Source organism: Pseudomonas sp. H3_C08 (assembly GCF_054669455.1).
Genome location: NZ_CP162803.1, coordinates 3,679,660 through 3,705,263 on the forward strand (window position 1 = coordinate 3,679,660; position 25,604 = coordinate 3,705,263).

The window sequence follows — 25,604 nt, forward strand, 5'->3', positions numbered from 1 at the left end:
CCTGCCGTGGCGTGAGCTGATCAGACGCGCTATACAATGATCCGACTCTGAGCAAAGGAATCGCCATGATCCACGACACCCTATGGCTGGACGCGAGTGACCGCAGCCGCCTGTTCGTCAATCAATGGCTGCCGGCGGTGCCGTTGAAAGCGGTAATCCTGCTGGCCCATGGCATGGCCGAACACAGCGGCCGCTACGCGCGACTGGCCGACACGTTTTGCGACAAAGGATATGGCGTGTACGCCCCGGATTTACGCGGACATGGCAAAACCGCCAATCACGGTACCCTCGGCCACTTCGCCGATAACGACGGCTGGTGCAAAGTGCTCGGCGATCTGGCCAGCCTCAATCAGCACATCGGCCAGCAGCACCCCGGCGTGCCGATCATCCTGCTGGGACACAGCATGGGCAGCTATATCGCCCAAGGTTATTTGCTGCATCACAGCGCCAGCCTGCATGGAGCGATTCTCAGTGGTTCCAACTTTCAGCCCGTTGCGCTGTACCGCGCTGCGCGGCAGATCGCTCGCCTGGAAAAACTGCGTCAGGGTGGCAAGGGTCGCAGCGCGTTGATCGAGTGGCTGTCGTTCGGCTCGTTCAATAACAAGTTCAAACCGGCGCGCACACCGTTCGACTGGCTGAGCCGCGACCCGGCCGAGGTCGACCTGTACGCCAACGACCCACTATGTGGCTTTCGCTGCACCAATCAACTGTGGATAGACCTGCTCGGCGGCTTGCAGCAGATCAGCAAAGCGTCCAATCTCGCCCAGATCGACCCGGGCCTGCCGCTGCTGGTAATCGGCGGCGAATGTGATCCGGTGAGTGAAGGCAAGCGTCTGACAGATCTGGCCAATGCCTTGCGCACGGCCGGCAGCCAGCACCTGCAACTGAAGATCTACCCGCAGGCGCGGCACGAATTGTTCAACGAAACCAACCGCGACGAAGTGATCGCTGATGTGCTGGCCTGGATCGATCAGGCCTTGAGCCATCCGCGCCCTCATCGCAGCGAATAATTTTTTGTGGATTCACTGAATCCGTCACAGGAATCGAGACCGATGACCCAGGTTACCAACATCCCTTACGAAGCCCTCGAAGTCGGCCAGACCGCCAGCTACAGCAAGACCGTCGAAGAGCGCGACATCCAGCTGTTCGCCGCGATGTCGGGCGACCACAACCCGGTGCACCTGGACGCCGAGTTCGCTGCCGCCAGCATGTTCAAGGAGCGTATCGCCCACGGTATGTTCAGCGGTGCGCTGATCAGTGCCGCCGTTGCCTGCGAGCTGCCTGGGCCGGGCACTATTTATATCGGCCAGCAGATGAGCTTTCAGAAGCCGGTGAAGATTGGTGACACGCTGACCGTGCGCCTGGAAATTCTCGAGAAGCTGCCGAAGTTTCGCGTGCGCATTGCCACTCGTGTATTCAACCAGCGTGATGAGCTGGTGGTGGATGGCGAGGCTGAGATTCTGGCGCCGCGTAAGCAGCAGACGGTGACGTTGCCGACTTTGCCGCCGATCAGCATTGGCTGATTGATTGGTGGGGTGTCAGTGAGAGCTTCCCCCTCACCCCAGCCCTCTCCCCAGGGGGGCGAGGGGGAAAGGGAGCCGATCTCCGTGGTTTTCAGATCTTGAGTTCGACTGGATATTTCAGGTCGGCGTACCTCGAAAGAACACCACGATCAGTCCCCTCTCCCTCCGGGAGAGGGCTAGGGTGAGGGGCTCTTGCTCTGGCTTTCCCCCAGACATAAAAAAACGCCAGACTAGCTGGCGTTTTTTTTACAACCGGCAAACGCTTACGAACGAGCGCGAGCCTGGTTACGCAGGGCTTTCACCTGGTCGTGGTTGCGTTGTACGCCGTGGTATTGGCGTTCAACCAGATCACGAATACCCACCAGATTATGCTTGCTGATTTTCTCGAGGGCTTCTTTGTAAGCCTTCAGCGCATGGTCTTCACCGCGCTCGGCTTCGTTCAGCACAGCCTCTTCGTCTTTGCCGGTGAACATGGCTTTGACGTCGACCCAGCGACGGTGCAGGTCACCGCTAACGCTGGTGGAAGTTTCCGGATCACCGCCCAGCTTGCGAACTTCGGCTTGCAGTTCTGCTGCAGCGGTGGCGCAATCAGCGGAGCGAGTTACAAACAGGGTTTTCAGTTCTGGGTGCTTGATGTCTTCAGCGCAAGTCTTGAACCCTTCCTGACCGTCCTTGCTGGTTTCAATCAGGTCATTGAGTACAGAGATGGCTTCTTTATTCATGTCGGTCATTTTTCAATTCCTTGCGATTGGTTGAAGATGCAAGGGATATTGCAGTGTGCATGCCAGCTTTTTTATTTTTAAAAAATACTTATAAATCAGCCAGTTAAAGACAATTGAACTATCTGTATCACGGTTATTTGCATGATCTGTCATTTGGCCTGCATGCAGAATGCCTGTATTTTCCAAGCTGATTTGAAGCCAGACGATCTCACTGATGAATCCCGAAAAACTCGAACTGCTGATCACCCGCGAAATGCCCTTCGGCAAGTACAAGGGCCGGATCATTGCCGACCTGCCAGGCCCATACCTGAACTGGTTTGCCCGCGAAGGTTTCCCTCACGGCGAACTCGGTGGCTTGCTCGCGCTGATGCAGGAGATCGACCATAACGGCCTCTCGGACCTGCTCGAACCGCTGCGCGCCAAACACGGCAAACCTGCCCCGCGCCACTGAAGCGCCCTCCTCTCTAGAGTCAGCCGACCATGCCCGATAACACCCGCCGCGCCCGTGACGAAGTCTTTTGGCGAACGTTCGCCGATCGCTACGACGTTCAACCCGGTCCCGTGAACCTGGAAAACGGTTATTTCGGGCGCATGTCGCGCACGGTGATCGAGGAATACCAGCGCAACATCGAGCTGATCAACACCAGCAACTCGGTGTACGTGCGCCAGCGTTTCGAGCAGCACGACAACCTCGATATACGCGCACAACTGGCCGAGTTGATTGGCGTGCGTGCGCAGAGTGTGGCGTTCACCCGCAATGCCACCGAAGGTCTGCAGTCGCTGATTCGCAACTACAACCGCTTGCAACCGGGCGATCAGGTGCTGATCAGCGATCTGGAATACGACACGGTCAAAGGCGCCATGCGCTGGCTCGCCAGGCAGCGCGGCGCCGAGGTGATCGAGATTGCTCACGCGCACCCGGCGAGCTACGACAGCCTGGTGGAGACTTACCGCGAAGCCTTCGTCGGTCATCCGCAAATCAAGCTGATGGCCCTGACTCACGTCACTCACCGCACCGGTCTGGTCATGCCAGTGCAAGCCATCGCCGCGCTGGCCAAAGAGCATGGCGTCGATGTCATCCTCGACGGCGCCCATGCACTCGGTCAGGTCGAGTTCGATCTTGATGCCCTCGGCATCGCTTTCGCCGGATACAACCTGCACAAATGGATCGGCGCACCGCTCACCCTCGGCTTCCTCTATATCGCGCCACACCGCCTGGCCGACATTGATCCGGACATGGGTGAAATGCATTACCCGGGCAATGACATCCGTGCGCGCACTTCGTACAGCACGCCCAACATTCCGGCGCTGATGACCTTGCCGCTGGTGTTCGAAGAGCACCGTTCCCTCGGCGGCGCACCAGCCAAGGGCGCTCGCCTCAATTATCTGCGCAACCTCTGGGTCAGCGCGGTGCGGCACTTGCCGGGCATCGAAGTGATGACGCCAGACGACCCTCGGCTGTACTGCGGCATCACATCCATGCGCTTCACTCGGCACGACGATCAACAGGCGATGGCCGAACATCTGCTCAACGACTACAACCTGTTCACCGTGGTGCGCAACGGTGCCGCCAGCGGGCCGAGCATCCGCATTACACCGGGGCTGACCACCACCGCTGCCGACATGCAGTTACTGGTGCGGGCGCTGAACGAGCTGCGTTAAAACACCGTGATCAGGTATTTGTCGTAGCCCGCTACGCCGATCTGCGATGACAGTGCAAAGGTGTCGACGCCGATCGTCAGGTTGCCGAAGTAGCCGTCCTCCGGGCCATCGTCTGTGATCGGCCGCAACGCCAGCCGAACGGCATCGTTATCAGTGGCTGTGCAATTGCAGGCACAGGGCAGATGCAGGCGCCCCGCCCAGGCCTCTTGGTACAGCTGCGGCTGTTGATCGTCATTGGCGATGGCGACGCTCAGAGCGATGCATGAAAAGGCAGTTTGCCGATCCGGGTAAAGGCTGGTGAAACGAACGATGCCTTTACTGTCGGTCGACTGACTGCCGCACAGTGTGTCCGTGCCAATGTGCTGCTCGATGCGGACCACGGCGCCACTGACCGGCTCGCCGGTCATGGCATCGACCAGGGCCAGCCGCAATAGAAGAGGCAAGCCTTCGATGCCCGCGCTGATGTTGCGCACCTTGCCCTGGCTGTTGTGCCAATCGAAACTGCCAACCACGGGCAACTGCCGCGGGTGCAGAGCGTTGACTGATAAAGCTAAAGATTGATGGTCGTCCATGAGGCATTCTCTCTTCCGTAAGATGAACGCAGATTAGCGCCACGCAAACGCGGCTGTGCGGTAACTATGTATCGCGTGATGTCCTGACACTTTCTTCAAGGCAAAAAAAACGGTGCACCGACCAAGCGCACCGTAAAGCCGTAGAACACACAACGAAGTGTCTGGTAACAATCAGTCCAGCAGCGCCAGTGCCTCAGCGGTGCATTCCTGAATACGGGCCCAGTCGCCGTTCTTGATCCACTCCGGATCAAGCATCCAGCTACCGCCCACGCACATGACGTTTTTCAGCGCCATGTAGCTCTTGATGTTGGCCGGGCCGACGCCGCCAGTCGGGCAGAATTTCACTTCGCCGAACGGACCGCCGAGGGCTTTGATTGCCGCCACGCCACCGCTGACTTCAGCCGGGAACAGCTTGAAGCGGCGATAACCCAGACCGTAGCCTTCCATGATGCCCGAGGCGTTGCTGATGCCCGGCAACAGCGGAATCGGGCTGTCGACACTGGCTTCGAGCAGGTCACGGGTGATGCCTGGGGTGACGATGAACTGCGAGCCAGCGGCTTCGGCAGCCGCGAGCATGTTGCGATCGAGCACGGTGCCGGCACCGGTCATCAATTCCGGACGCTGGTCGCGCAGGATCTGGATGGCCTTGAGGCCAAACTGCGAACGCAGGGTCACTTCCAGCGCGGTGAGGCCACCGGCAGCCAGAGCGTCAGCCAGTGGCAGCACGTCCTGTTCGCGAGCGATGGTGATCACCGGCAGGATCCGCGCCTTGGCGCAGAGGCTATCGATCAGGGCAACTTTGTCCGCCATGGAAACGGTCGGGGATGGGGTTGTCATAGCGGCTGTTCCTTGGCTCATGGGCACCAGTAAATCTCTAACGTAGGTTGCAGAAACGCGCGCACCGGCATGGCGGCGACGTCGGATGCCAGTGCGGCATTCAGGGTGGTCAGTTTCGACTGACCGGAAATCGACAGAATCTTGTGTTTGGCCGAGGCCAGCAGCGCACGGCTCATGGTCAGGCGTTGACGCGGCACGCTTGGCGCCAGCATCGGCCAGCAACGACGCGTGCCATCAGCCAGCAGCGCTTCGGCGAGGTTCGGGCTGTCGGGGAACAGCGACGCCGTGTGGCCGTCATCACCCATGCCCAGCACCAGCACGTCAATCGGCGGCAATTCGGCAAGCAAGCGATCAGCCTGTTCAGCAGCCTGCTCGACGTTGGCCGCCGCGCTATACAGGCTGAGGAACTGCGCCTTGGCCGCCGGGCCTTTGAGCAGATACTGCTTGAGCAGACCGGCATTACTGTCGGCATGTTCAACCGGTACCCAGCGCTCGTCGGCGAGGGTCACGACGACCTTCGACCAGTCCAGTTCCTGCTTGGCCAGGTGCTGGAAAAACGCCACCGGGCTACGACCGCCAGACACCACCAGCACCGCGTTGCCGCGTGCAGCAATGGCTTCGCTCAATTGCTTGGCCACGTTCAGCGCCAGACCTTCGGCCAACAACACCGGGCTTTTGAATTCGTGGGCATTCACGCCCGCAGGCAGTTGCACATCAGATATCGCCATACCACGACCTCCCGTCCCGCGTGATCAATGCAATGGAGCTCATCGGCCCCCACGACCCCGCCGCATAGGGCTTGGGCGCGTCACCGGATTTTTTCCACCCGGCGATCAGTTGGTCACACCACTTCCACGCGGCTTCGATTTCATCTTTACGGACAAACAGATTCTGATTGCCGTTCATCACTTCCAGCAACAACCGCTCGTAGGCATCGGGGATCCGCGCGCTACGCCAGGTATCGGAAAAATTCAGTTGCAGCGGGCCGCTGCGCAGTTGCATGCCTTTGTCCAGGCCCTGCTCTTTGGTCATCACGCGCAAGGAAATGCCTTCGTCCGGTTGCAGGCGAATGATCAGTTTGTTGCTGATCTGCAGGCGCTGCTCAGGGGCGAAGATGTAGTGCGACGGTTCCTTGAAGTGGATGACGATCTGCGACAGTTTTTGCGGCATGCGTTTGCCGGTGCGCAGGTAGAACGGCACGCCGGCCCAGCGCCAGTTGCGGATATCGGCACGCAAAGCGACGAAGGTTTCGGTGTCGCTCTGGGTATTGGAATTCGGTTCTTCGAGGTAACCCGGTACGGATTTGCCTTCGCTGTGGCCGGCAATGTACTGGCCACGCACGACCTGCGTGGTCAGGCCTTCCGGACTGATCGGCGCCAGGGCCTTGAGCACTTTTACCTTTTCGTCGCGGATGCTGTCGGCGGATAGATCAGCCGGCGGGTCCATGGCGATCAGGCAAAGCAGCTGTAACAGGTGATTCTGGATCATGTCGCGCAGTTGACCGGCCTTGTCGAAGTAGCCCCAACGGCCTTCGATACCAACCTTCTCGGCCACGGTGATTTCCACGTGGGAGATGTAATTCTGGTTCCACTGGGTTTCGAACAGGCTGTTGGCGAAACGCAGGGCGATCAGGTTCTGAACGGTTTCTTTGCCCAGATAGTGATCGATGCGGTAGGTGCGGTTCTCCGGGAAGAACTGCGCCACGGCGTCATTCACTTTGCGCGACGATTCGAGGTCAGAGCCGATCGGTTTTTCCAGCACCACGCGGGTGTTTTCCGCCAGACCGACTTTCGCCAGGTTCTCGCAGATCGCGCCGTACACCGCCGCAGGGGTGGCGAAGTAGGCAATCATGCGTTGCGTGCTGCCAGCCAGTTCGGCCAGCGCCACGTAGTCTTCGGATTTGAGGAAGTCGACGTGCAGGTAGGTCAGGCGTGCGAGAAAACGCTCGGCGACGGCCTCGTCCAGCTCTTTGCCCACATAACGACGCAGTTCGGCGGCGATGAACGCCATGTGCTGTTGCTCGGAACCTTCTTCACGGGCCAACGCGATGATGCGCGTGTCCTCGTGCAACAGATCGGCGCCATCGAGGTGATAAAGGGCAGGAAACAGCTTGCGCAGGGCTAGATCGCCAAGCGCGCCGAACAAGGCAAAGGTGCACGGTTCAACCGTAATCGAAGGCATGATGTTTGTTCTTTTATCAAGTTAAGCTACAAATACCTTTTTTCAAGGCATCACTCAAGGGAAAATGTAGTAATAACCACAACATTTTCGCAAAATACAGATTCCGAGTGGTGGTCGCTCGGACGCATCAGTAGGATAGGCCACCGTTACGGGCCATATCAAAGGCCCAATTTGCATAGCCCGGCGCACCTTTGCGCAGGTGAATTAGGAATTCCATATGGACCGCGTGCGAAATTTACTGGAACAGATCCAGAGTCGCCTTGAAGACCTGAACAAGGCCGAACGCAAAGTCGCCGAGGTGATCCTGCTCAACCCGCAGCAGGCCACCCGCTTCAGCATCGCCGCCCTCGCCCAGGCAGCCTCGGTGAGCGAACCGACGGTCAACCGTTTCTGCCGTTCGTTCGGTGTCAGCGGCTATCCCGAACTCAAACTGCAACTGGCGCAGAGTCTGGCCAGTGGCGCGGCGTATGTCAGCCGCGCGGTCGAGGCCGACGACAATCCCGAGGCGTACACGCAGAAGATTTTCGGCAGCGCCATTGCCTCGCTGGACAGTGCCTGTCAGGCACTGGATCCGAACCTGATCAGCCGCGCCGTCGACCTGTTGATTCAGGCGCGACAGATCCACTTCTTCGGCCTCGGCGCCTCGGCACCGGTGGCACTGGATGCGCAGCACAAGTTCTTCCGCTTCAACCTGGCGGTGACCGCGCATGCCGATGTGTTGATGCAGCGGATGATTGCCTCGGTGGCGCACACCGGTGAGTTGTTCGTGATCATTTCCTACACCGGGCGCACCCGTGAACTGGTCGAAGTGGCGCGTATTGCTCGGGAAAACGGTGCTTCGGTGTTGGGTTTGACGGCGGAGAATTCGCCGCTGGCCAAGGCGAGTACCTTGAGCCTGAACATTCCGTTGCCGGAAGACACTGACATCTATATGCCGATGACATCGCGGATCATTCAGTTGACCGTGCTGGATGTGTTGGCGACGGGGATGACCTTGCGTCGCGGAGTGGATTTCCAGCCGCATTTGCGCAAGATCAAAGAGAGCTTGAATGCGAGCCGGTATCCGGTTGGGGATGAATTCAACTAAAGATCAAAAGCACCCTCACCCCAGCCCTCTCCCGGAGGGAGAGGGGGCCGACCGACGTGTCTTCCGTCATGCATCGACCTGAGAGACCGAGTCGATTATGGATTCACAGCCGATCTTTCATTTCGGTGAAACTCTCCAATATCCCGCAATCAGTCCCCTCTCCCTCTGGGAGAGGGCTAGGGTGAGGGTAGCGGTGTACTTGACACACTCAAGCCGCCGCCCACGCCTGCAAACTCAAATGCGCCTTCTCCCCCGGCGCTAAATGCAGGCTGTCAGTCCCACCCGCCGCCGCTTCCACGCAGACAAACTCCGAAATCTCATCCCACGTCACGCCCAACAACGGCCGCGCGCCCGGATGCCACACCACCGTATCCGCACTGTCACCGGTATCAATGCACAACTCGCGCTGCCAGGCGTGATCTTTCAGCTGCAATTCACCGTCATGCTGGAACACCCGCTGACAGCCGCCATCCACTCGCAACTCGCCTTCCTGCTGACAAATCTGCCGATTCAACTGGTCATAGCCCTGCGCCCCTTCAAGCCCAGACAGCGCTATCTCGCCGACATCGCCAATACGCCAGTAAGCGTGCAAAGCCTGGCTCAACTGGCATGGCATGTCGTCCTGATGCTCGGTACTCAGGCGTAATTCCATGCGTTCGCCCAGATGCGCGTGCAGGTCGACCTGCCAGTCGCACAGCTGCAATTGCCAATGCAGGCGCACGCCGTCTTCGGCGCTGCTGCTGTCGAGCAGCTTCCAGTCGAGCAAGCGCGCCCAACCATGCGATGGCCAGGCGTTTTCGCTGGGATGACGGCCATACCACGGCCAGCACACCGGCACGCCACCGCGAATAGCGCCGACATGCGGCCACTTCGCCGCGCACCACAACCACGGCTTTTGCCCACGCGGCTGAAAGTGCAGCAACTGCGCGCCCTGACGACTGAACACCGCCTGACACAGCGGGTGATCGATCACCAACACGTCGCGCATCTGATAGCGCTCCCAGGCGAACACCGGTTGTTCACGCAGGGATTTGAAGAAGCGTTGTAGCGGATGCTCATGCATTTGCCACGATCCTGAACTCGTCTTTCACAGGGGTGCGCCGCCCCCCAAAAAAAAGCGGACAGCCTGGGCTGTCCGCAAATATGCGCACATAGAGAGGAGCTTATCGCAGACGCGTTAGAACGTAGACTGAATTTTCAGGCCAGCGACCAAAGCGTTGTCCACTTCATCCACACCACCCGGGTGAGTGATGTATTGCAGGTTAGGACGTACGGTCAGCCAGTTGGTGACGTGGAAGCCGTAGTTGATCTCGTAGTTGTATTCGGTTTCACGAATTGGCGAGAACACCGGATTGTCGTAGTCCGAAACACCGTTGGAAGCGTTTAGCAGTTCGGCGTTTTTCTTCACGTCATCGTTGACGTGGATACGCGCCGCGCCGATACCGACGTCATCCTTCGGACGCGCGTCGAACGGGCCTTTGTAGACAAACATCACCGACTGGTAGTTGTCGATGAAGTTGGTGTCCTTGTCGTGGAACGTGGCGTTGGCAGCAATGTTCAGACCGCGAGAAGCATCACCGTTATGGCTGGTGAGTTGCTGTTGCGCCACGAACCAGTAGCCGCTTTTGCTGCTGTGGGTTTTGTAAGCGTCGCGCGTGGTTGCCGCGTCGAAACCGTTGACGTCTTCACGAACGTCGTCGGCATCAGCGGTGCTCTTGTAGTAACCGACGCGGTATTCGCCTGGCAGGCTGTTGACCTTCGGCGACCAGACCAGCTCGACCGGAAGAACGGTACCTTTGGTGCCGCTGCCACTGAGCTTGAAGCCGTTGCCGTGTTCCAACTGCGACGGGTTCTGGTTGTACGCACCGATCTGCGCGTAGAGCTCGTCGTTGATGTTGTACTTCACACGGATCGCGGCCTGACTGACCGGCCAGTTGTACCAGATGTTGGTCGCCCAGTTACCCACTTGCGAGCCGCAGAACGCCAGGTTCTGGAAGTCGCACGGGAAGGTGTTGAAGTCTTCGCCTTCACCGAAGTAACCGGCCTTGACGTCGAGTTTGTTGTCGAAGAACTGGTGCTGAATCCACAACTGGGTCAGACGCACCATGTGGCCACGGCCGTAAACTTCTTGCGACGAACTCAAGGTGCCGGCACGCGGATCGCCAACGCGGTCGTTGGAGATGTTGTAGCCGTTACGGTTGGTCAGCTGGATCTTCGCCTGAGTGTTATCCCAGCCCCACAGCTTTTGCAGATCGAGTGCCACGCCCAGACCGAACTGGTCAGCGTAACGCGCAGTCTTGTCGTCGTTGTAGCCACCGTTCAGGTTGCCACCGACTTCCCCAACGTAGTCAGCCTTGATATCGATACCCTGCTCGATCAGCTTGGTACGCTCGCCACCCCAGTCGCCGGTCATCCATTTCGAATCGGAACTGAAGGCATCCGCCGCCATGGCGTTACCGGCCAGCACCAAGGCCGCCGCAGCCGACACTTGGCAGATCAACCGGGCATTGACGTGTTTCTTTTTCATCCCTACATCCTCGTCTTTATTGTTATTAACTGTTTTTATCTAACGCGGTTTACATAAAGTGCGGTGCTCGACAGGCCGGACACCGCGTGCTCCTTGTAGGAGTGAGCCTGCTCGCGATAGCGGTTTTACATTCAACATCTCTGTCGACTGATACACCGTCATCGCGAGCAGGCTCACTCCTACACTGTTCCTCAGCGCCCCTTGAACTGGGCGACGTTCGCAGACCGCGCATCGGTCTGTGGTTGCCCGGCAGTGCCGAGGCGCTCACCGGTGTTGGCATCAAACAACAACACTTTCGACGGATCGAATTGCAGCGTCAGGTTCTCGCCCACCTGCGGTGCCACATCCGGCGCCAGACGGCAGCAGACTTTGGTGTCATTGAGGTTGACGAACACCAGGGTGTCCGGACCGGTCGGCTCGGTCACCTGTACTTCGGCGCGAATGCTCGGCAAGCCATTGCCCTCGCCGTTCGCCAAAACGATCTGTTCAGGACGCAGGCCGAGGATCACTTCGCGATCTTCGAGCCCGGCGTCCTGCATGCTCATCGGCAGCTCGCAACGCGCCTGACCGCTGTCGAGCAGCGCCAGCAGACGACCGTCCTTGCGCTGCAGACGCAGCGGGATGAAGTTCATCGGCGGCGAACCGATGAAGCTCGCCACGAACAGGTTGGCCGGGTCGTTATAGATCTCTTTTGGCGTGCCGAACTGTTGAATGATGCCGTCCTTCATCACCGCTACCTTGTCGCCCAGGGTCATTGCTTCGATCTGGTCGTGGGTCACGTAGACCGTGGTGGTTTTCAGGCGCTGGTGCATCAGTTTCATTTCGGTGCGCATCTCGACGCGCAGCTTGGCGTCGAGGTTGGACAGTGGTTCGTCGAACAGATAAATCTTCGGTCGCCGCGCCAGGGCACGGCCCATCGCTACACGCTGTTGCTGACCACCGGAAAGTTGACCCGGCTTACGGTTCAGCAGGTGTTCGATCTGCAACAGCTTGGCGACGCGCGCGACTTCTTCGTCGATCGCCGACTGCGGCATCTTGCGGATCTTCAGACCGAATTCGATGTTCTCGCGCACGCTCATGGTCGGGTACAGCGCGTAGGACTGGAACACCATGGCGATGTCGCGATCCTTCGGGCTCATGCCGCTGACGTCCTGATCGCCGATCATGATCGCGCCGCCGGTGATGGTTTCCAGACCGGCGATGCAGTTCATCAGGGTCGACTTGCCGCAGCCCGACGGGCCGACGAGGATCAGGAATTCACCGTCCTTGATCGACAGTTCGATGTTCTTCAGGGTGTCCGGCAGGCCGGCACCGTAGGTCTTGTTGACGTTGCGAAGTTCGAGCGTTGCCATGATTACCCCCTTGACTGCGCCGGCTGTCAGCCCGCGCACGAAATACTTGCCTGCGACCACATAGACCAGCAGGGTCGGCAGGCCGGCGATCATCGCCGCTGCCATATCAACGTTGTATTCCTTGGCGCCGGTGCTGGTGTTGACCAGGTTGTTCAGCGCCACCGTGATCGGTTGCGAATCACCGCTGGAGAACACCACACCGAACAGGAAGTCGTTCCAGATCTGGGTGAACTGCCAGATCAGGCAGACCATGATGATCGGCGTCGACATCGGCAGAATGATGCGGCGGAAAATCGTGAAGAACCCCGCGCCATCCAGGCGTGCAGCTTTCACCAGCGCATCCGGAATGCTCACGTAATAGTTACGGAAGAACAGCGTGGTGAACGCCAGACCGTAAACCACGTGGATAAACACCAGACCGGTGGTGGTGCTCGCCAGGCCCATCTTGCCGAGTGTGAACGAGGCCGGCAGCAGCACGGTCTGGAACGGCAGGAAGCAGCCGAACAACAGCAGACCGAAGAACAACTGCGAACCACGGAAGCGCCAGAACGACAGTACATAACCGTTCAATGCACCGATGGCGGTGGAGATGATTACGGCCGGAACGGTGATCTTGATCGAATTCCAGAAGTAACCGTCAACCGTGGCCCAGGCCTTGACCCAGCCAATGCCGCTGACCACGGTCGGCCAGCTCAGCAGGTTGCCGGTGCTGATGTCTTCCGGGGTCTTGAAGCTGGTCAGCAACATGACCACCAGCGGCACCAGATAAAGCAGTACGGCGAGGATCAGCACCGCGTAGATCGCGATGCGACTCAGGCTGATAGCAGGTTTGGCAGCGAGACTAGTCATTGCGCTTGGTCCTCAGCTCGGAATACAGGTAAGGCACGATGATCGCGAGGATCGCGCCGAGCATCAGAATCGCACTGGCCGAGCCCATGCCCATCTGGCCGCGACTGAAGGTGAAGGAATACATGAACATCGCCGGCAAGTCAGAGGAATAACCCGGACCACCGGCAGTCATAGCCGCGACCAGGTCGAAGCTCTTGATCGCGATGTGCGCCAGAATCATCACTGCACTGAAGAACACCGGACGCAGGCTTGGCAGCACCACTTTCCAGTAGATCGTCGGCATGCTCGCGCCATCGATCTGTGCAGCGCGGATAATCGATTGGTCAACGCCGCGCAGGCCGGCGAGGAACATCGCCATGATGAAGCCCGAGGCTTGCCAGACAGCGGCGATCACCAGGCAGTAAACCACGCGATCCGGGTCGATCAGCCAGTCCAGACGGAAGCCTTCCCAGCCCCAGTCACGCAATAATTTGTCCAGGCCCATGCCCGGGTTGAGCAGCCATTTCCAGGCGGTACCGGTAACGATCATCGAGAGCGCCATCGGGTACAGGTAAATGGTGCGGATAAAGCCTTCGCGACGGATGCGCTGGTCGAGGAACACCGCCAGCAACACGCCAATCACCAAGGTGATGCCGATGAACATGCCGCCGAAAACTGCGAGGTTCTTGCTCGCGACCCACCAGCGATCGTTGTCGAACAACCGCGCGTATTGCGCCAGACCGGCCCATTTGTAGTTGGGCAGGAACGTCGAGGTGGTGAACGACAGCACGAACGTCCACAGGATGTAGCCATAGAAGCCCACCAGTACGATGAACATGCTCGGCGCCAGCACCAGTTTGGGTAGCCAGCGTTGCAATGCATCGAACGGCGAGGCCTTGCTGAACACAGCAACAGAACTCATGGGGAAATCCAGTACAGGGAATAAAAACTACAGTGAGATCCCTTGTGGGAGCGAGCCTGCTCGCGAAAACGGTGTGTCAGTCGACGGATGGAGCAACTGACACGACGCCTTCGCGAGCAGGCTCGCTCCCACAGGAGAAGCCTGCGCTACCGACGCTTATTTGGACGACTTGATCGCTGCGCCCAGTTTCTTGGCGGTGTCGGCCGGGTCGGCTTTCGGGTCGTTGATGTAGTTGGTCACCACATCAAAGAACGCGCCTTGCACCGCCAGCGTGGTCGCCATGTTGTGCGCCATGCTTGGCTGCAGGCCGCCGGACTTGGCGTCCGCCAGGAAGTCTTTGGCAGCAGTCTGTGCGCAGGAGTCGAAACCGAGCTTGTCCATGTTGTTCAACATGTCGTTGCGCACCGGGATCGAGCCTTTGTTGATGCTGAAGACTTTCTGGAAGTTTTCACCCAGCACGACTTTGGCGATGTCCTGCTGACCGGCCGCAGTGCCTGCGTCCTTCTGCTTGAACACGGCCAGCGAGTCGATGTTGTAGGTGAACGCCTTGTCGGTGCCCGGGAAGGCTACGCACTCGTAATCCTTGCCGGCGACTTTCTTGGCGGCGGTCCATTCGGACTTGGCCCAGTCACCCATGATCTGCATGCCGGCCTTGCCGTTGATGACCTTGGCCGCTTCCAGGTTCCAGTCCTGACCTTTGCCATCGGCGTCCATGTAGGTCGCGACTTTCTTCAGCTCGGTCAGTGCCTTGACCATTTCCGGGCCGGTCAGCGCGGCGTTGTCCAGATCAACCAGGGCTTTCTTGTAACCATCGACACCCATGACCGAAAGCACCACGGCTTCGAACACGGTGCTGTCCTGCCAAGGCTGACCGCCGTGAGCCAGCGGAATGAAGCCCGCAGCCTTCAGCTTGTCGCCAGCGGCGTAGAATTCTTCGAGGGTGGTCGGGTTCTTGGTGATCCCGGCTTTCTTGAACACTTCCGGGTTGATCCACAGCCAGTTCACGCGGTGAATATTCACCGGCACGGCCACGTAATCACCGTCGTACTTCACAGTATCGGAGACTTTCTTGTCGAGCAGGCTGTCCCACTTTTCCGACTTGGCGACGTCTTTCAACACGTCAGTGTCGAGCAGACCGGTCGACGCCCATTCCTGGATGTCCGGGCCTTTGATCTGGGCTACGCCAGGCGGGTTGCCGGCAACGGCACGGCTTTTCAGCACGGTCATGGCCGTTGCACCGCCACCACCGGCGACAGCGCCGTCTTTCCAGGTGAAACCGTCTTTTTCGACTTGGGCCTTGAGCACATCAACGGCAGCTTTTTCGCCACCGGACGTCCACCAGTGCACGACTTCGACCGAACCTTTGGATTCGGCAGCGGAAACACTGAGAGGCAGAATTGCGAGCGGGAACAGGGAGGCGACAGAAATGACAGTAGCGAGGCGAGAAATCGCATTCATCTGAGATGTACCTTTCTTGTTGTTATGCATGCAAGTCTGGTGCTTGCGCTGCACAGGAGTTTAAACAGGACGTTTCCCTTCGCAGGTAACGAAGGGACGCGCGAATGTCACTACATGGTTACATGATTGGTCACATGACAACGCTCTGGGACAACTGCGCCAGAGCCGTTGCCATACTCGGTGACAAGGGTAGACGAGGGATCAGCACGGCTTGCCAGGCGTGATACAGATCGGGTTTGCCCGGCCAGATATCGGCACTTGGCAGGTTTTGCGGGTTGAGTTCGTGATGCCAGCTACCGTTGCAACGGTCGATGAAATTCACTTCGCAGAATTCCCAGAACAGCCGGTACCAGGTTTCGTATTGCGCATCGCCGGTGCGTTTGAGCAAGGCGCTGGCAGCGGCACTGGCCTCGGCGTGCGTCCAATGCAGGCGATGGCGAACGACGGCTTTGTTGTCCCAGTCGAGGGTGTAGACGATGCCCGGCAGACCATCGACATCCCAACCGTTGCGGCAATTGTTCTCGAACAGTTTTTGCGCATCGGTGGCGAGCCAACCGGGCGTGAGCATGCCGGCTTGCACCCGCGCCGCTTCGAGGTGCAGCAGCAGCCGCGCCCATTCGAAACCGTGGCCCGGCGTGGTGCCGTAAGGGCGGAAGCCGTCGGCGGGATTGTCGTGGTTGTATTCGCGTAGCGGCTGCCAGTCGCGGTCGAAGTGCTCGATGACCATGTAACCGTTGGCGGCGGCGTGCCCGTGAATAACGCGTTCGACGATGCGTTGCGCGCGAATCAACCAGCGCGGATCTTCAGTGACATCGGCCAGCGCAAGGAACGCTTCGGTCGCGTGCATGTTGCTGTTGGCGCCGCGATAGGCTTCTTCTTCGCTCCAGTCGCGATTGAAGAATTCGCGCATGGCGCCCTCTTCTTCGCTCCAGAAATACGTGTCGATGATGTCGACGGCGTCATCCAGCAACGCCTGGGCGCCAGGACGTTGTGCGACCACCGCAGAGCTGGCCGCAAGCGCAACGAAGGCATGCAGATAGGCGTTCTTGCCGGTGTTGTCATCGCGGTGTTCGGCGACCGCAAACCAGCCACCGTGCAGGGCATCACGCAACGGCCCGCGCAAGGCAGCAATGCCGTGATCGATTAGTTCGGCAAAACCCGGCAAGCCCTGAATGTGGGCCATGGCGAAGCTGTGGGTCATGCGCGCGGTGTTCATGGTTTCGGCTTGTGCGTTCGCTGGCAGACGGCCGCGTTCGTCGAGGTTGCCGAAGCCTTCAGGCAGTTTCGATGCCTTGGCGAAATCCAGCAGGCGCAGGCCTTCGGCGGCGAGCCATTGCTGGTGGGCAGGGGCGTTCAGCCAACTGCTGAAGCCGGGTTGGAAGAGATCCATGGGTGGCCTTTTTTGTTGTTATGACTGCGGGGGAGTCTAAACAACGGGCTGGGGAGGTCTTGTAACGAAGGGGGTGGGGTTTGTCACTGAGCGGTGACAAAGAGCGACCCTCACCCCAGCCCTCCCGAAACGTCGGACCGCCCGTAGGGAGAGGGGGCCGATCGCAGAATGCTGAAGAGTTGCGCCGACCTGAAAGAGCTGTACCGAATCCATAATCGACTCAATGCATCAGGTCGGCGCAATTCGAATGAACAACGCGATCGGTCCCCTCTCCCCCTGGGAGAGGGCTAGGGAGAGGGCTAGGGTGAGGGAAAGCCTTTGACTCAATCCGCCGAACGCGGCAATTGCAGGGTCACCCGCAACCCACCCTCACGCAGATTCTGCAGCGTCACTTCCCCACCATGGCTGTGGGCAATATTGCGCGCGATGCCCAACCCCAAGCCATAACCCTGCTGCTGCCCCGCCAGACGGAAGTGCGGTTCGAACACTTGCTCCAGCCGCTGCTCCGGAACACCCGGCCCTTCATCGTCGACGTGCAGAACAAACGCGCGCTCATCGTCGTCGATGTGCAAATGCGCGTTTTGCCCGTACTTCAACGCATTGTCGATCAGATTACCGATGCAGCGCTTCAACGCCAGCGGTTTGCCCGGATAAGCCGCCAGCGCCTTGCCCTGCTGCGTCACGCGGCCATTGCCGTGCGGCGCCAGATACGGCTCCACCAGACAGTCGAGCACGTGGTTCAAGTCCACCGGCTCGATGTTCTCGTGGATGTCGGTGTCCTTCACACATTGCAGCGCGCCTTTGACCAGCAGTTCCAACTCATCCAGATCACGGCCGAACTTGGCCTGCAGCTGTTCGTCTTCAAGCAATTCGACGCGCAAGCGCAATCGGGTAATCGGCGTGCGCAGGTCATGGGAGATCGCGCTGAACAACTGGCTGCGCTCGGTCAGGTAACGGCTGATGCGCTCGCGCATGGTGTTGAACGCGCGCCCCACTTCCACCACTTCACTGCCGCCGCCCTCGGCCACTGGCTCGACGTCGGCACCCAGCGACAAATCCCGCGCCGCCCGCGCCAGACGCTTGAGCGGCCGGCTCTGCCAATGCACCAGCAGGCCGATAAACAGCAGCAGGAATCCGCTGGTGAGGACGATGAACCACACCTGCTGCGACGGCAGGCCTTGCTCTTCAAGACTGGTGTACGGCTCCGGCAACAGCGAGGCGATGTACAGCCATTCGCCCGGGGCCATTTGAATCTGCGTGACCAGCACGGGTGGGTTCACCGGTTCCAGAGTCAACGCGTAATGCGCCCAAGAGCGCGGCAGCTCATCAAGCTTCAGCCCGGCGTTGAAAATCCGCAGATCTTCGGGGCTGACAAAGGTCACCGAAATATCCGTGTCATTACCGAGCGTCTGACGCAGCACTTCGTCGACCGCTTTCATCACCGCCGCTTTACGCGGCGTCACCGGCAGCACGTCCATGCCCAACGGCTTATCGTTGAGCGTCACCACGAATCGCGTGCCGCCCATGCTGCGCAATTGATCGAGCACCAATGGCCGATAAGCCACCGGCAACGAGCGGAAGTAACTGACGCTGGCGGTCATCGAATGGGCGAGGCTGCGGGCGCTGGTGACCAGGCCTTCGAGCTGCGTAGCGCGCAGTTGCGAGACCCAGATCACGCTCGACAAGGTCTGCGCGAACAGCACCGCGAGCAACGTCAGCAGCAACATCCGCCCGAGCAGCGAGCGCGGCATCGGCACTTTGGCGGCGAATTTGCGCAGCGACTCAGTGGCCATTGCCGGCAACCACGTTGGCTGCCAGTTGGTAGCCACTGCCGCGCACGGTACGAATCAGCCGTGGCGGTTTTTCCGTGTCGCGCAGGCGTTGGCGCAAACGGCTGACGGCCATGTCGACGATGCGATCGAGCGGCATCAAATCGCGACCACGGGTGGCGTTGCCGATGGTGTCGCGGTCGAGGATTTCCTGCGGGTGATCGAGGAACAGTTTCAGCAGGGCGAAGTCGGCACCGGAGAGAATTACTTCTTCGCCATCGGTGTGAAACAGGCGATGGCTGACCATGTCCAGCCGCCACTCGTCAAAGGCCAGCACGTCGCTGCCACTGCGCTCCTGTCCAAATTGCGCACGCCGCAGCAACGCCTTGATGCGGGCTTGCAGTTCGCGGGGGCTGAAGGGTTTGCCAAGGTAGTCGTCGGCGCCGAGTTCCAGACCGATCACGCGGTCGGCTTCGTCGGAACTGGCGGTGAGCATGATGATCGGCACCTGCGCCTGACGCGGATGCTGACGCACCCAACGGCACAGGCTGAAGCCGTCTTCGTCGGGCAGCATGACATCGAGGATCACCAGATCGCTCGGCGCCTCGTTGAGGGCCTGACGGAAACTGGCACCGTCGGCGGTGGCCCGTACCTGAAACCCGGCGCGGGTCAGGTAGGTTTCCAGCAACTCGCGTATTTCCTGGTCGTCATCGACCAACAATATCGACTTGTTGACTGAGCTCACTTCGAAGGCATCCTTGTTGTTGGAATTGGGGCGGATTATGCCTTAAGCACTGATTTTACAAACACCACAAAACAACTGTAGGAGTGAGCCTGCTCGCGATAGAGGTCTTGCATTCAACACATTGGTTGACTGATATACCGCTATCGCGAGCAGGCTCACTCCTACAGTTTGATTGCATTTCAGACAGGGATGGATTGCTCGAGGGCCACACCCGCGCCCATCAGTCCGGAATACGGCGCTGTCACCAGCCACACCGGGATGCCTTTGAAGTAATCGCTCATGCAGCCTTTGTCAGCAAAGCTGCGGGCAAAACCGCTTTCGAGGAAGAAATCGGCAAACCGGGGAATCACCCCGCCGACGATATACACCCCGCCACGTGCGCCCGTGGTCAGCACGTTGTTGCCGGCCACACGGCCGAGCCAGCAGCAGAACTGCTCGAGCACTTCCAGGGCAATCGGATCACCCGCCAGACCGGCCGCCGTGATCGCTTCCGGCGTATCAAGCGTTGGCTCGTGCCCATCCACCGCACAGATCGCCCGGTAAACCCGTGGCAATCCACCGCCGCTCAACGCAGTTTCCGCGCTGACATGGCCGATTTCGTTGTGGATGTGCTGCCACAGCTGCGTTTCACGCGGACTGCTCAACGGCAGATCAACATGCCCGCCCTCGCCCGGCAACGCCGCGAAACGGCCCTCGCCAAGATCGAGCAAGGTGCCGACGCCAAGGCCAGTGCCCGGGCCGATCACCACCGCCGGGCGCAACGGCTCCGGCGTGCCCTCGCAGACCACGCGGAATTCGCCGGGCTGCAAACGGGTCATGCCCAGCGCCATCGCCGAGAAGTCGTTGACCAGCAACAACTGCTCGACCTGCAAGGTTTTGCAGAACGCTGTGCGACTCAAGCGCCAGTGATTGTTGGTGAATTTGAATTCATCACCACTGACCGGACCTGCCACGGACAAGCACACCGAACCGATCGAACCAGGCGCCAGACCGAGCCCGCTCAGATAGAGGCTGATTGCCTCTTCCGGGCTGGCATGGTCGGCCGTGGCCAGCACCTGAACCGATTCCAGTTGCTGGTTTTTCCACAACGCAAACCGCGCGTTGGTGCCTCCGATATCACCGACCAAAGCCAGTTTCAATTAAGCGTCTCCAGGGCAGAAGTGAAGGCGCTGGCGCCCTGCTCCGCCGAGCTGAAGGCCATGCGCATGAAGCCAAACAGTTCGCGACCGCTGCCGATGTTGTTGCCCAACAGGCCTTTGGCGGGTTCGCGCGCTGCAAATTCGGCGGCGTCGACCTTCAGTTCCAAGGTGCCTTTGACGCCATCGACGCGGATGATATCGCCCTCTTGCACGCGCGCCAAAGCGCCACCGACATAAGCTTCCGGGCTGACGTGAATCGCTGCGGGGATTTTCCCCGAGGCACCGGACATCCGCCCGTCGGTCACCAGCGCGACTTTGAAGCCGCGATCCTGCAGCACGCCGAGGAACGGCGTCATCTTGTGCAGTTCCGGCATGCCATTGGAACGCGGGCCCTGGAAGCGCATCACGGCGACAAAATCCTTCTCCAGCAAACCGGCCTTGAATGCATCGGCCAAGTCCTGCTGATCCTGGAACACCATGGCTGGCGCTTCGACGATCTGATTTTCCAACGCGACCGCAGAAACCTTCATCACACCGCGACCGAGGTTGCCCTCCATCACGCGCAGACCACCCTCCGCCGAGAACGCACGCGCCACTGGACGCAGGATGTTTTCGTCGAGGCTGTCCGTCGGGCCTTCGCGCCATACCAACTGGCCGTTATCGAGGAACGGCTCTTTGGTGTACTGGCTCAAGCCGTGGCCGAGTACGGTGTTGACGTCTTCGTGCAGCAGGCCGGCGCCGAGCAGTTCGCGGATCAGGAACGACATGCCGCCCGCTGCCTGGAAGTGGTTGATGTCGGCTTTGCCGTTCGGGTAAACGTGGCTCAGGGTCGGCACGACTTCGGAGAGGTCGGCCATGTCCTGCCAGGTCAGTTGAATGCCCGCCGCCATGGCGATGGCCGGCATGTGCAGGGTGTGGTTGGTCGAGCCGCCGGTGGCGTGCAGCGCAACAATCGAGTTGACCAGCGACTTCTCGTCGACGATTTCACCGATCGGCATGAAGTTGCCATTTTGTTTGGTCAGACGCGTGACTTGGTGCGCGGCTTCGCGGGTCAGCGCATCACGCAGCGGCGTGTTCGGGTTGACGAACGAGGCGCCCGGCAAGTGCAGGCCCATGACTTCCATCAGCAACTGGTTGGTGTTGGCGGTGCCGTAGAAGGTGCAGGTACCCGGGCTGTGGTAGGACTTCATCTCCGATTCCAGCAGCTCTTCGCGGGTGGCTTTGCCTTCGGCGTACTTCTGACGGACGTCGGCTTTTTCCTTGTTGGAAATCCCCGAGACCATCGGCCCGCCCGGGACGAAAATCGTCGGCAGGTGACCGAAACGCAGCGACCCCATCATCAGGCCCGGCACGATCTTGTCGCAGATGCCGAGCATCAGCGCACCATCGAACATGTTGTGCGAGAGCGCCACGGCAGTCGACATGGCAATGACTTCGCGGCTCGGCAGGCTCAGTTCCATGCCCGGCTCGCCTTGGGTCACGCCGTCGCACATCGCCGGCGTACCGCCCGCGAACTGGCCGACCGAGCCGATTTCGCGCAGGGCATTCTTGATTTGTTCCGGGAACACTTCGTACGGCTGGTGCGCCGAGAGCATGTCGTTATACGAAGAAACAATGGCGATGTTCGCCGAGTTCATCATCCGCAGGCTGTGCTTGTCTTCGCTGCCGCAACCGGCCACGCCGTGGGCGAAGTTGGCGCATTGCAGCTTGCCGCGCATCGGCCCGTCGGTGGCGGCGCCGCGAATCAGTGCAAGGTAAGCCTGACGCGTGGCGCGGCTGCGGGCGATAAGCCGTTCGGTGACCTCAAGGACGCGGGGATGCATGTGTAGAACTCCAGGCTAACGGATGTGGCGACCTGATTGTCTATGCTGATCAAACGCCGTTGTTGTTGGAATGACAGACGGCTTTTTTGACCATTCGGACCAGTTGATTCAGGTCACTCGTTGTAGATAAAACAAAATATTGCCACTAAAAAGGCTTGTTTTCTATTTTTATGCGAATAATCTTGTAATTCCAACAACAAAACGACGGCGGCGCTGTTCCATGACTCTTCGAATCGCAATCAATGGTTTTGGCCGCATCGGCCGTAATGTCCTGCGCGCACTGTATACCCAAGGCTATCGACAGGATCTGCAGATCGTCGCCATCAATGATCTGGGCGACAGCTCGATCAATGCTCATCTGCTCAAATACGACACCGTTCACGGCACGTTCGACGCTCAGGTCGAGCATGACAACGAAAGTCTGACCGTCAACGGCGACCGCATTGCGGTCAGCGCGATTCGCAACCCGGCCGAATTGCCATGGGCGGCGGAAAAGATTGATGTGGTGTTCGAATGCACCGGTCTCTTTACCGATCGCGCCAAAGCGGCCGCGCATATTACTGCCGGCGCGCGCAAAGTGATCATCTCGGCGCCGGCCAAAGGTGCCGACGCCACGGTTGTATATGGTGTGAACCACGACATTCTGCGCCAGTCGCACCAGATCATCTCCAACGCTTCGTGCACCACCAACTGCCTGGCGCCAGTGGCGCAAGTGCTGCACCGCGAGCTGGGGATCGAAAGCGGTCTGATGACCACCATTCACGCCTACACCAACGATCAGAACCTCACTGACGTCTATCACACCGACCCGTACCGCGCGCGCTCGGCCACGCAGAACATGATCCCGAGCAAGACCGGCGCTGCTGAAGCAGTGGGCCTGGTGCTGCCGGAACTGGCGGGCAAATTGACCGGCATGGCCGTGCGGGTGCCGGTGATCAATGTGTCGCTGGTGGATTTGACCGTGCAGTTGAAAAAAGAAGCCAGCGCCGAGGAAGTCAACGCGCTGCTCAAGGCTGCGAGCCAGCATTCGAAGATATTGGGTTACAACACGTTGCCGCTGGTTTCCAGCGACTTCAACCACAATCCGCTGTCGTCGATCTTCGACGCCAACCACACCAAGTCCAGCGGCAAACTGCTGAAGGTATTGGCGTGGTATGACAACGAGTGGGGCTTCTCCAATCGCATGCTGGATAACTGCCTGGCGTTGTGTAACGCCGAATAATCCCAAGTAATCCCCTATCCCTGTGGGAGCGAGCTTGCTCGCGAAAGCGGTGGGTCAGTCGCTAGTTGAATTGGCTGACACTAAGCCTTCGCGAGCAAGCTCGCTCCCACAGGGTTTCGATTTCAATTTGAAATCAACACTTGACCATTCAACTAGATGATAAGCATTATCATTCGCTTGAAATCGATCAGGTCCTCCCGTGAGTCAATCGCGCTTCAACCACGTTTTCCTCACCCAGCGCACATCCTTGCTGCGTACGCTGGAACGGATGGTCAACAATCACAGCACCGCTGAAGACCTGTTGCAGGAGACCTACCTGCGTGTGACGCGGGCGTTGAGCGAGCGGGCCATCGATCACCTCGAACCTTTTGTCTTCCAGACCGCACGCAATCTGGCGCTGGATCACTTGCGTGCGCGCAAGATCCATTCGCGAACCATGGTCGATGATGTGCCGCAGGATGTCGTGCACAGCGTCGCCGCCCCTGCCAGCAGCGCCGAAGACGCCGCCCACGCCGAACAGATGCTGGAGCGCCTGAACGTGAGCCTCAGTCAACTCAGCCCCCGCCAGCAACAGATTTTCATCCTCAGCCGTTTGCACGGAAACAGTTATCAGGAAATCGCCGATGAGCTGAATGTTTCCCTCAGCACCGTGCAAAAAGAACTGAAGCTGATCATGAGCATTTGTATCGGCGTCGCCGAGCGTCTGAATGGCGACTGAGGTCGTAGGCCTTTTCTGTAAGTGCCAGGATCGCCTGCACGGATCATCGGGCTTTGTTACCCTTGCCCGACTTTTACGCTTCACTTAAAAAAACAGCCGTGCGCAGACACTGCCGAGGAAACACCGTGACGGACACCCACCGCTCGCCTTCGCCGGATTCGGTGCAGGACGCTGCCAACGCAATGGACCAGGCTTTGGACTGGCTCATCGTGCTCGGCAGCCCGGACGAGGAGCAGACCCGGCAATTTCATGCCTGGCTGGCGGCCGATCCGTTGAATGCCGAAGCGTTCGCCAAGGCCCAGGCGATCTGGGATGGCCCGCAAGTCGCCCAATGCGCGCAAAGCCTGGCGGCCAAACCTGCGAAGGTCACTTTTCTCAAGCGTCTGCGTCCGCACTGGAAACCACTGGCCACTGCCGCCGTGCTGATCCTCGGTTTGTTCAGTTTCAGCAATTTGCCGATGCGCCTTCAGGCCGATCACCTCACGGTGGTTGGCGAGCGTCAGCGTCTGCAACTGGAGGACGGCTCGAAAGTTCTGCTCAACACCAATTCGGCATTCTCCAGCACCATCAACGATCAGCAGCGCGTTGCCCGGTTGTTTCAGGGCGAGGCGTTTTTCGAGATTGCCAGCGGCCGCAGTCAACCGCTGGAAATCGATGCCGGCCCGGTCCGCGCCAGCGTGCGCGATACTGCGTTCGCGGTGCGTTATCTCGATGGCGTGGCGCAGGTCAACGTGCAGCGCGGCGATGTCGATCTGCAGGCGACGCATAACGACGCCCGCGTACGTCTGACGGCGGGTGAGAGTATTCGCATCGGCCCCAACGGTTTCGACCGTCCGGCCAAACTCGACGCCAACACCGATCTGGCGTGGGTGCAGGGTCGCTTGGTGTTCGAGAACTGCCCGCTGAATCAGGTGCTGGCCGAATTGCGCCGCTACTATCCGGGCTGGATCATCAACACCAACGAGCAGTTGGCCGACGTCGCCGTAACCGGCAATTACCGACTCGACCAGCCGCTCGACGTGGTCCGTTCCCTCGCGCACATCACCTCGGCGCAACTGAAAGAATTCCCCGCCTTGGTCATCCTGAACTAAATGAGAATTATTTTTACTCGATAACCAACGTCAGTA

General features: G+C 59.4%; 23 protein-coding genes and 1 pseudogene. 8 read left to right on the forward strand and 16 right to left on the reverse strand.

The features are described from left to right. The first annotated feature begins 65 nt into the window (after positions 1-65). Positions 66-1,010, forward strand: coding sequence for an alpha/beta hydrolase (locus AB4N74_RS16870; protein WP_460096681.1), 945 nt, complete (start codon positions 66-68; stop codon positions 1,008-1,010). Between the two features lie 42 nt (positions 1,011-1,052). After that, on the forward strand, positions 1,053-1,523 hold the full coding sequence (locus tag AB4N74_RS16875; RefSeq protein WP_093099066.1) for a MaoC family dehydratase: 471 nt from the start codon (positions 1,053-1,055) through the stop codon (positions 1,521-1,523). Between the two features lie 263 nt (positions 1,524-1,786). Here the strand turns inward: AB4N74_RS16875 and AB4N74_RS16880 are convergent, their stop codons facing one another. Next, entirely contained in the window at positions 1,787-2,254 is a 468-nt protein-coding gene (locus tag AB4N74_RS16880; protein WP_016983691.1) for a ferritin-like domain-containing protein, read from the reverse strand. Between the two features lie 205 nt (positions 2,255-2,459). Here AB4N74_RS16880 and AB4N74_RS16885 point away from each other — a divergent pair, with 205 nt between their 5' ends. Both AB4N74_RS16885 and AB4N74_RS16890 read left to right on the forward strand, forming a co-directional pair. After that, positions 2,460-2,696 (forward strand): DUF3820 family protein, encoded by a 237-nt coding sequence (locus tag AB4N74_RS16885; protein WP_003227425.1) that lies wholly within the window; start codon positions 2,460-2,462, stop codon positions 2,694-2,696. A gap of 29 nt (positions 2,697-2,725) precedes the next feature. Further along, positions 2,726-3,907 carry an aminotransferase class V-fold PLP-dependent enzyme gene (locus tag AB4N74_RS16890; RefSeq protein WP_460096682.1) on the forward strand — a complete coding sequence of 394 codons (1,182 nt, stop codon included), beginning with the start codon at positions 2,726-2,728 and terminating at the stop codon, positions 3,905-3,907. On the opposite strand, the gene AB4N74_RS16895 is transcribed toward AB4N74_RS16890, so the two are convergent. The 4 genes from AB4N74_RS16895 to zwf all read right to left on the reverse strand — a co-directional run bounded on the left by AB4N74_RS16895 (position 3,904) and on the right by zwf (position 7,497). After that, the gene (locus AB4N74_RS16895) at positions 3,904-4,479 is read right to left on the reverse strand and encodes a peptidase associated/transthyretin-like domain-containing protein (RefSeq protein WP_099756992.1); all 576 of its coding nucleotides are present in this window, start codon (positions 4,477-4,479) and stop codon (positions 3,904-3,906) included. The two genes, AB4N74_RS16890 and AB4N74_RS16895, sit on opposite strands and share 4 nt — an antisense overlap. A gap of 171 nt (positions 4,480-4,650) precedes the next feature. Then, positions 4,651-5,316 carry a bifunctional 4-hydroxy-2-oxoglutarate aldolase/2-dehydro-3-deoxy-phosphogluconate aldolase gene (locus AB4N74_RS16900; protein WP_008082815.1) on the reverse strand — a complete coding sequence of 222 codons (666 nt, stop codon included), beginning with the start codon at positions 5,314-5,316 and terminating at the stop codon, positions 4,651-4,653. 17 nt (positions 5,317-5,333) lie between these two features. Beyond that, complete coding sequence (pgl, locus tag AB4N74_RS16905) at positions 5,334-6,044, reverse strand: 6-phosphogluconolactonase (RefSeq protein ID WP_460096683.1); 711 nt, start codon at positions 6,042-6,044, stop codon at positions 5,334-5,336. Further along, on the reverse strand, positions 6,031-7,497 hold the full coding sequence (zwf, locus tag AB4N74_RS16910) for a glucose-6-phosphate dehydrogenase (RefSeq protein ID WP_064119140.1): 1,467 nt from the start codon (positions 7,495-7,497) through the stop codon (positions 6,031-6,033). The genes pgl and zwf overlap by 14 nt, the downstream gene beginning before the upstream one ends. Before the next feature lie 226 nt (positions 7,498-7,723). Between zwf and AB4N74_RS16915 the strand changes: the two genes are divergently transcribed. Then, complete coding sequence (locus AB4N74_RS16915; RefSeq protein WP_171057240.1) at positions 7,724-8,584, forward strand: MurR/RpiR family transcriptional regulator; 861 nt, start codon at positions 7,724-7,726, stop codon at positions 8,582-8,584. Between the two features lie 208 nt (positions 8,585-8,792). Here AB4N74_RS16915 and AB4N74_RS16920 read toward each other — a convergent pair whose 3' ends face one another. From AB4N74_RS16920 to edd, 11 genes and pseudogenes are all read right to left on the reverse strand, one after another. Continuing rightward, positions 8,793-9,647, reverse strand: a complete 855-nt coding sequence (locus tag AB4N74_RS16920; RefSeq protein WP_093430701.1) for a D-hexose-6-phosphate mutarotase — start codon at positions 9,645-9,647, stop codon at positions 8,793-8,795. Positions 9,648-9,761: 114 nt separating this feature from the next. After that, the gene (locus AB4N74_RS16925; protein WP_150693291.1) at positions 9,762-11,111 is read right to left on the reverse strand and encodes a carbohydrate porin; all 1,350 of its coding nucleotides are present in this window, start codon (positions 11,109-11,111) and stop codon (positions 9,762-9,764) included. A 191-nt stretch (positions 11,112-11,302) separates the two neighbouring features. Next, positions 11,303-12,463 (reverse strand): ABC transporter ATP-binding protein, encoded by a 1,161-nt coding sequence (locus AB4N74_RS16930; protein ID WP_038369188.1) that lies wholly within the window; start codon positions 12,461-12,463, stop codon positions 11,303-11,305. A 6-nt stretch (positions 12,464-12,469) separates the two neighbouring features. Next, positions 12,470-13,312: pseudogene (locus AB4N74_RS16935) on the reverse strand (carbohydrate ABC transporter permease); the annotation flags it as partial. Then, on the reverse strand, positions 13,305-14,213 hold the full coding sequence (locus tag AB4N74_RS16940) for a carbohydrate ABC transporter permease (protein ID WP_007917874.1): 909 nt from the start codon (positions 14,211-14,213) through the stop codon (positions 13,305-13,307). The pseudogene AB4N74_RS16935 and the gene AB4N74_RS16940, both read right to left, overlap by 8 nt. A 156-nt stretch (positions 14,214-14,369) precedes the next feature. Continuing rightward, the gene (locus AB4N74_RS16945; RefSeq protein ID WP_016983700.1) at positions 14,370-15,671 is read right to left on the reverse strand and encodes an ABC transporter substrate-binding protein; all 1,302 of its coding nucleotides are present in this window, start codon (positions 15,669-15,671) and stop codon (positions 14,370-14,372) included. A gap of 130 nt (positions 15,672-15,801) precedes the next feature. Then, positions 15,802-17,061 carry a D-mannose isomerase gene (locus tag AB4N74_RS16950; protein WP_460092002.1) on the reverse strand — a complete coding sequence of 420 codons (1,260 nt, stop codon included), beginning with the start codon at positions 17,059-17,061 and terminating at the stop codon, positions 15,802-15,804. A 323-nt stretch (positions 17,062-17,384) separates the two neighbouring features. Further along, a complete protein-coding gene (locus AB4N74_RS16955) occupies positions 17,385-18,854 on the reverse strand; it encodes an ATP-binding protein (RefSeq protein ID WP_093430464.1) in 1,470 nt (489 codons plus the stop codon). Further along, positions 18,844-19,575: a response regulator gene (locus AB4N74_RS16960; protein WP_003227460.1), complete on the reverse strand. Its 732-nt coding sequence runs from the start codon at positions 19,573-19,575 to the stop codon at positions 18,844-18,846. Before AB4N74_RS16960 ends, AB4N74_RS16955 begins: the two co-directional genes overlap by 11 nt. Before the next feature lie 179 nt (positions 19,576-19,754). After that, complete coding sequence (locus AB4N74_RS16965; RefSeq protein WP_099756995.1) at positions 19,755-20,714, reverse strand: glucokinase; 960 nt, start codon at positions 20,712-20,714, stop codon at positions 19,755-19,757. Next, positions 20,711-22,537, reverse strand: coding sequence for a phosphogluconate dehydratase (edd, locus tag AB4N74_RS16970; RefSeq protein ID WP_093430466.1), 1,827 nt, complete (start codon positions 22,535-22,537; stop codon positions 20,711-20,713). Before edd ends, AB4N74_RS16965 begins: the two co-directional genes overlap by 4 nt. Before the next feature lie 220 nt (positions 22,538-22,757). Between edd and gap the strand changes: the two genes are divergently transcribed. The 3 genes from gap to AB4N74_RS16985 all read left to right on the forward strand — a co-directional run bounded on the left by gap (position 22,758) and on the right by AB4N74_RS16985 (position 25,568). After that, entirely contained in the window at positions 22,758-23,759 is a 1,002-nt protein-coding gene (gene gap / locus AB4N74_RS16975; protein WP_077574258.1) for a type I glyceraldehyde-3-phosphate dehydrogenase, read from the forward strand. A gap of 199 nt (positions 23,760-23,958) precedes the next feature. Beyond that, a complete protein-coding gene (locus tag AB4N74_RS16980) occupies positions 23,959-24,477 on the forward strand; it encodes an RNA polymerase sigma factor (RefSeq protein WP_093430467.1) in 519 nt (172 codons plus the stop codon). Positions 24,478-24,602: 125 nt separating this feature from the next. Further along, the gene (locus tag AB4N74_RS16985) at positions 24,603-25,568 is read left to right on the forward strand and encodes a FecR family protein (protein WP_093430468.1); all 966 of its coding nucleotides are present in this window, start codon (positions 24,603-24,605) and stop codon (positions 25,566-25,568) included. Positions 25,569-25,604: the final 36 nt, after the last annotated feature.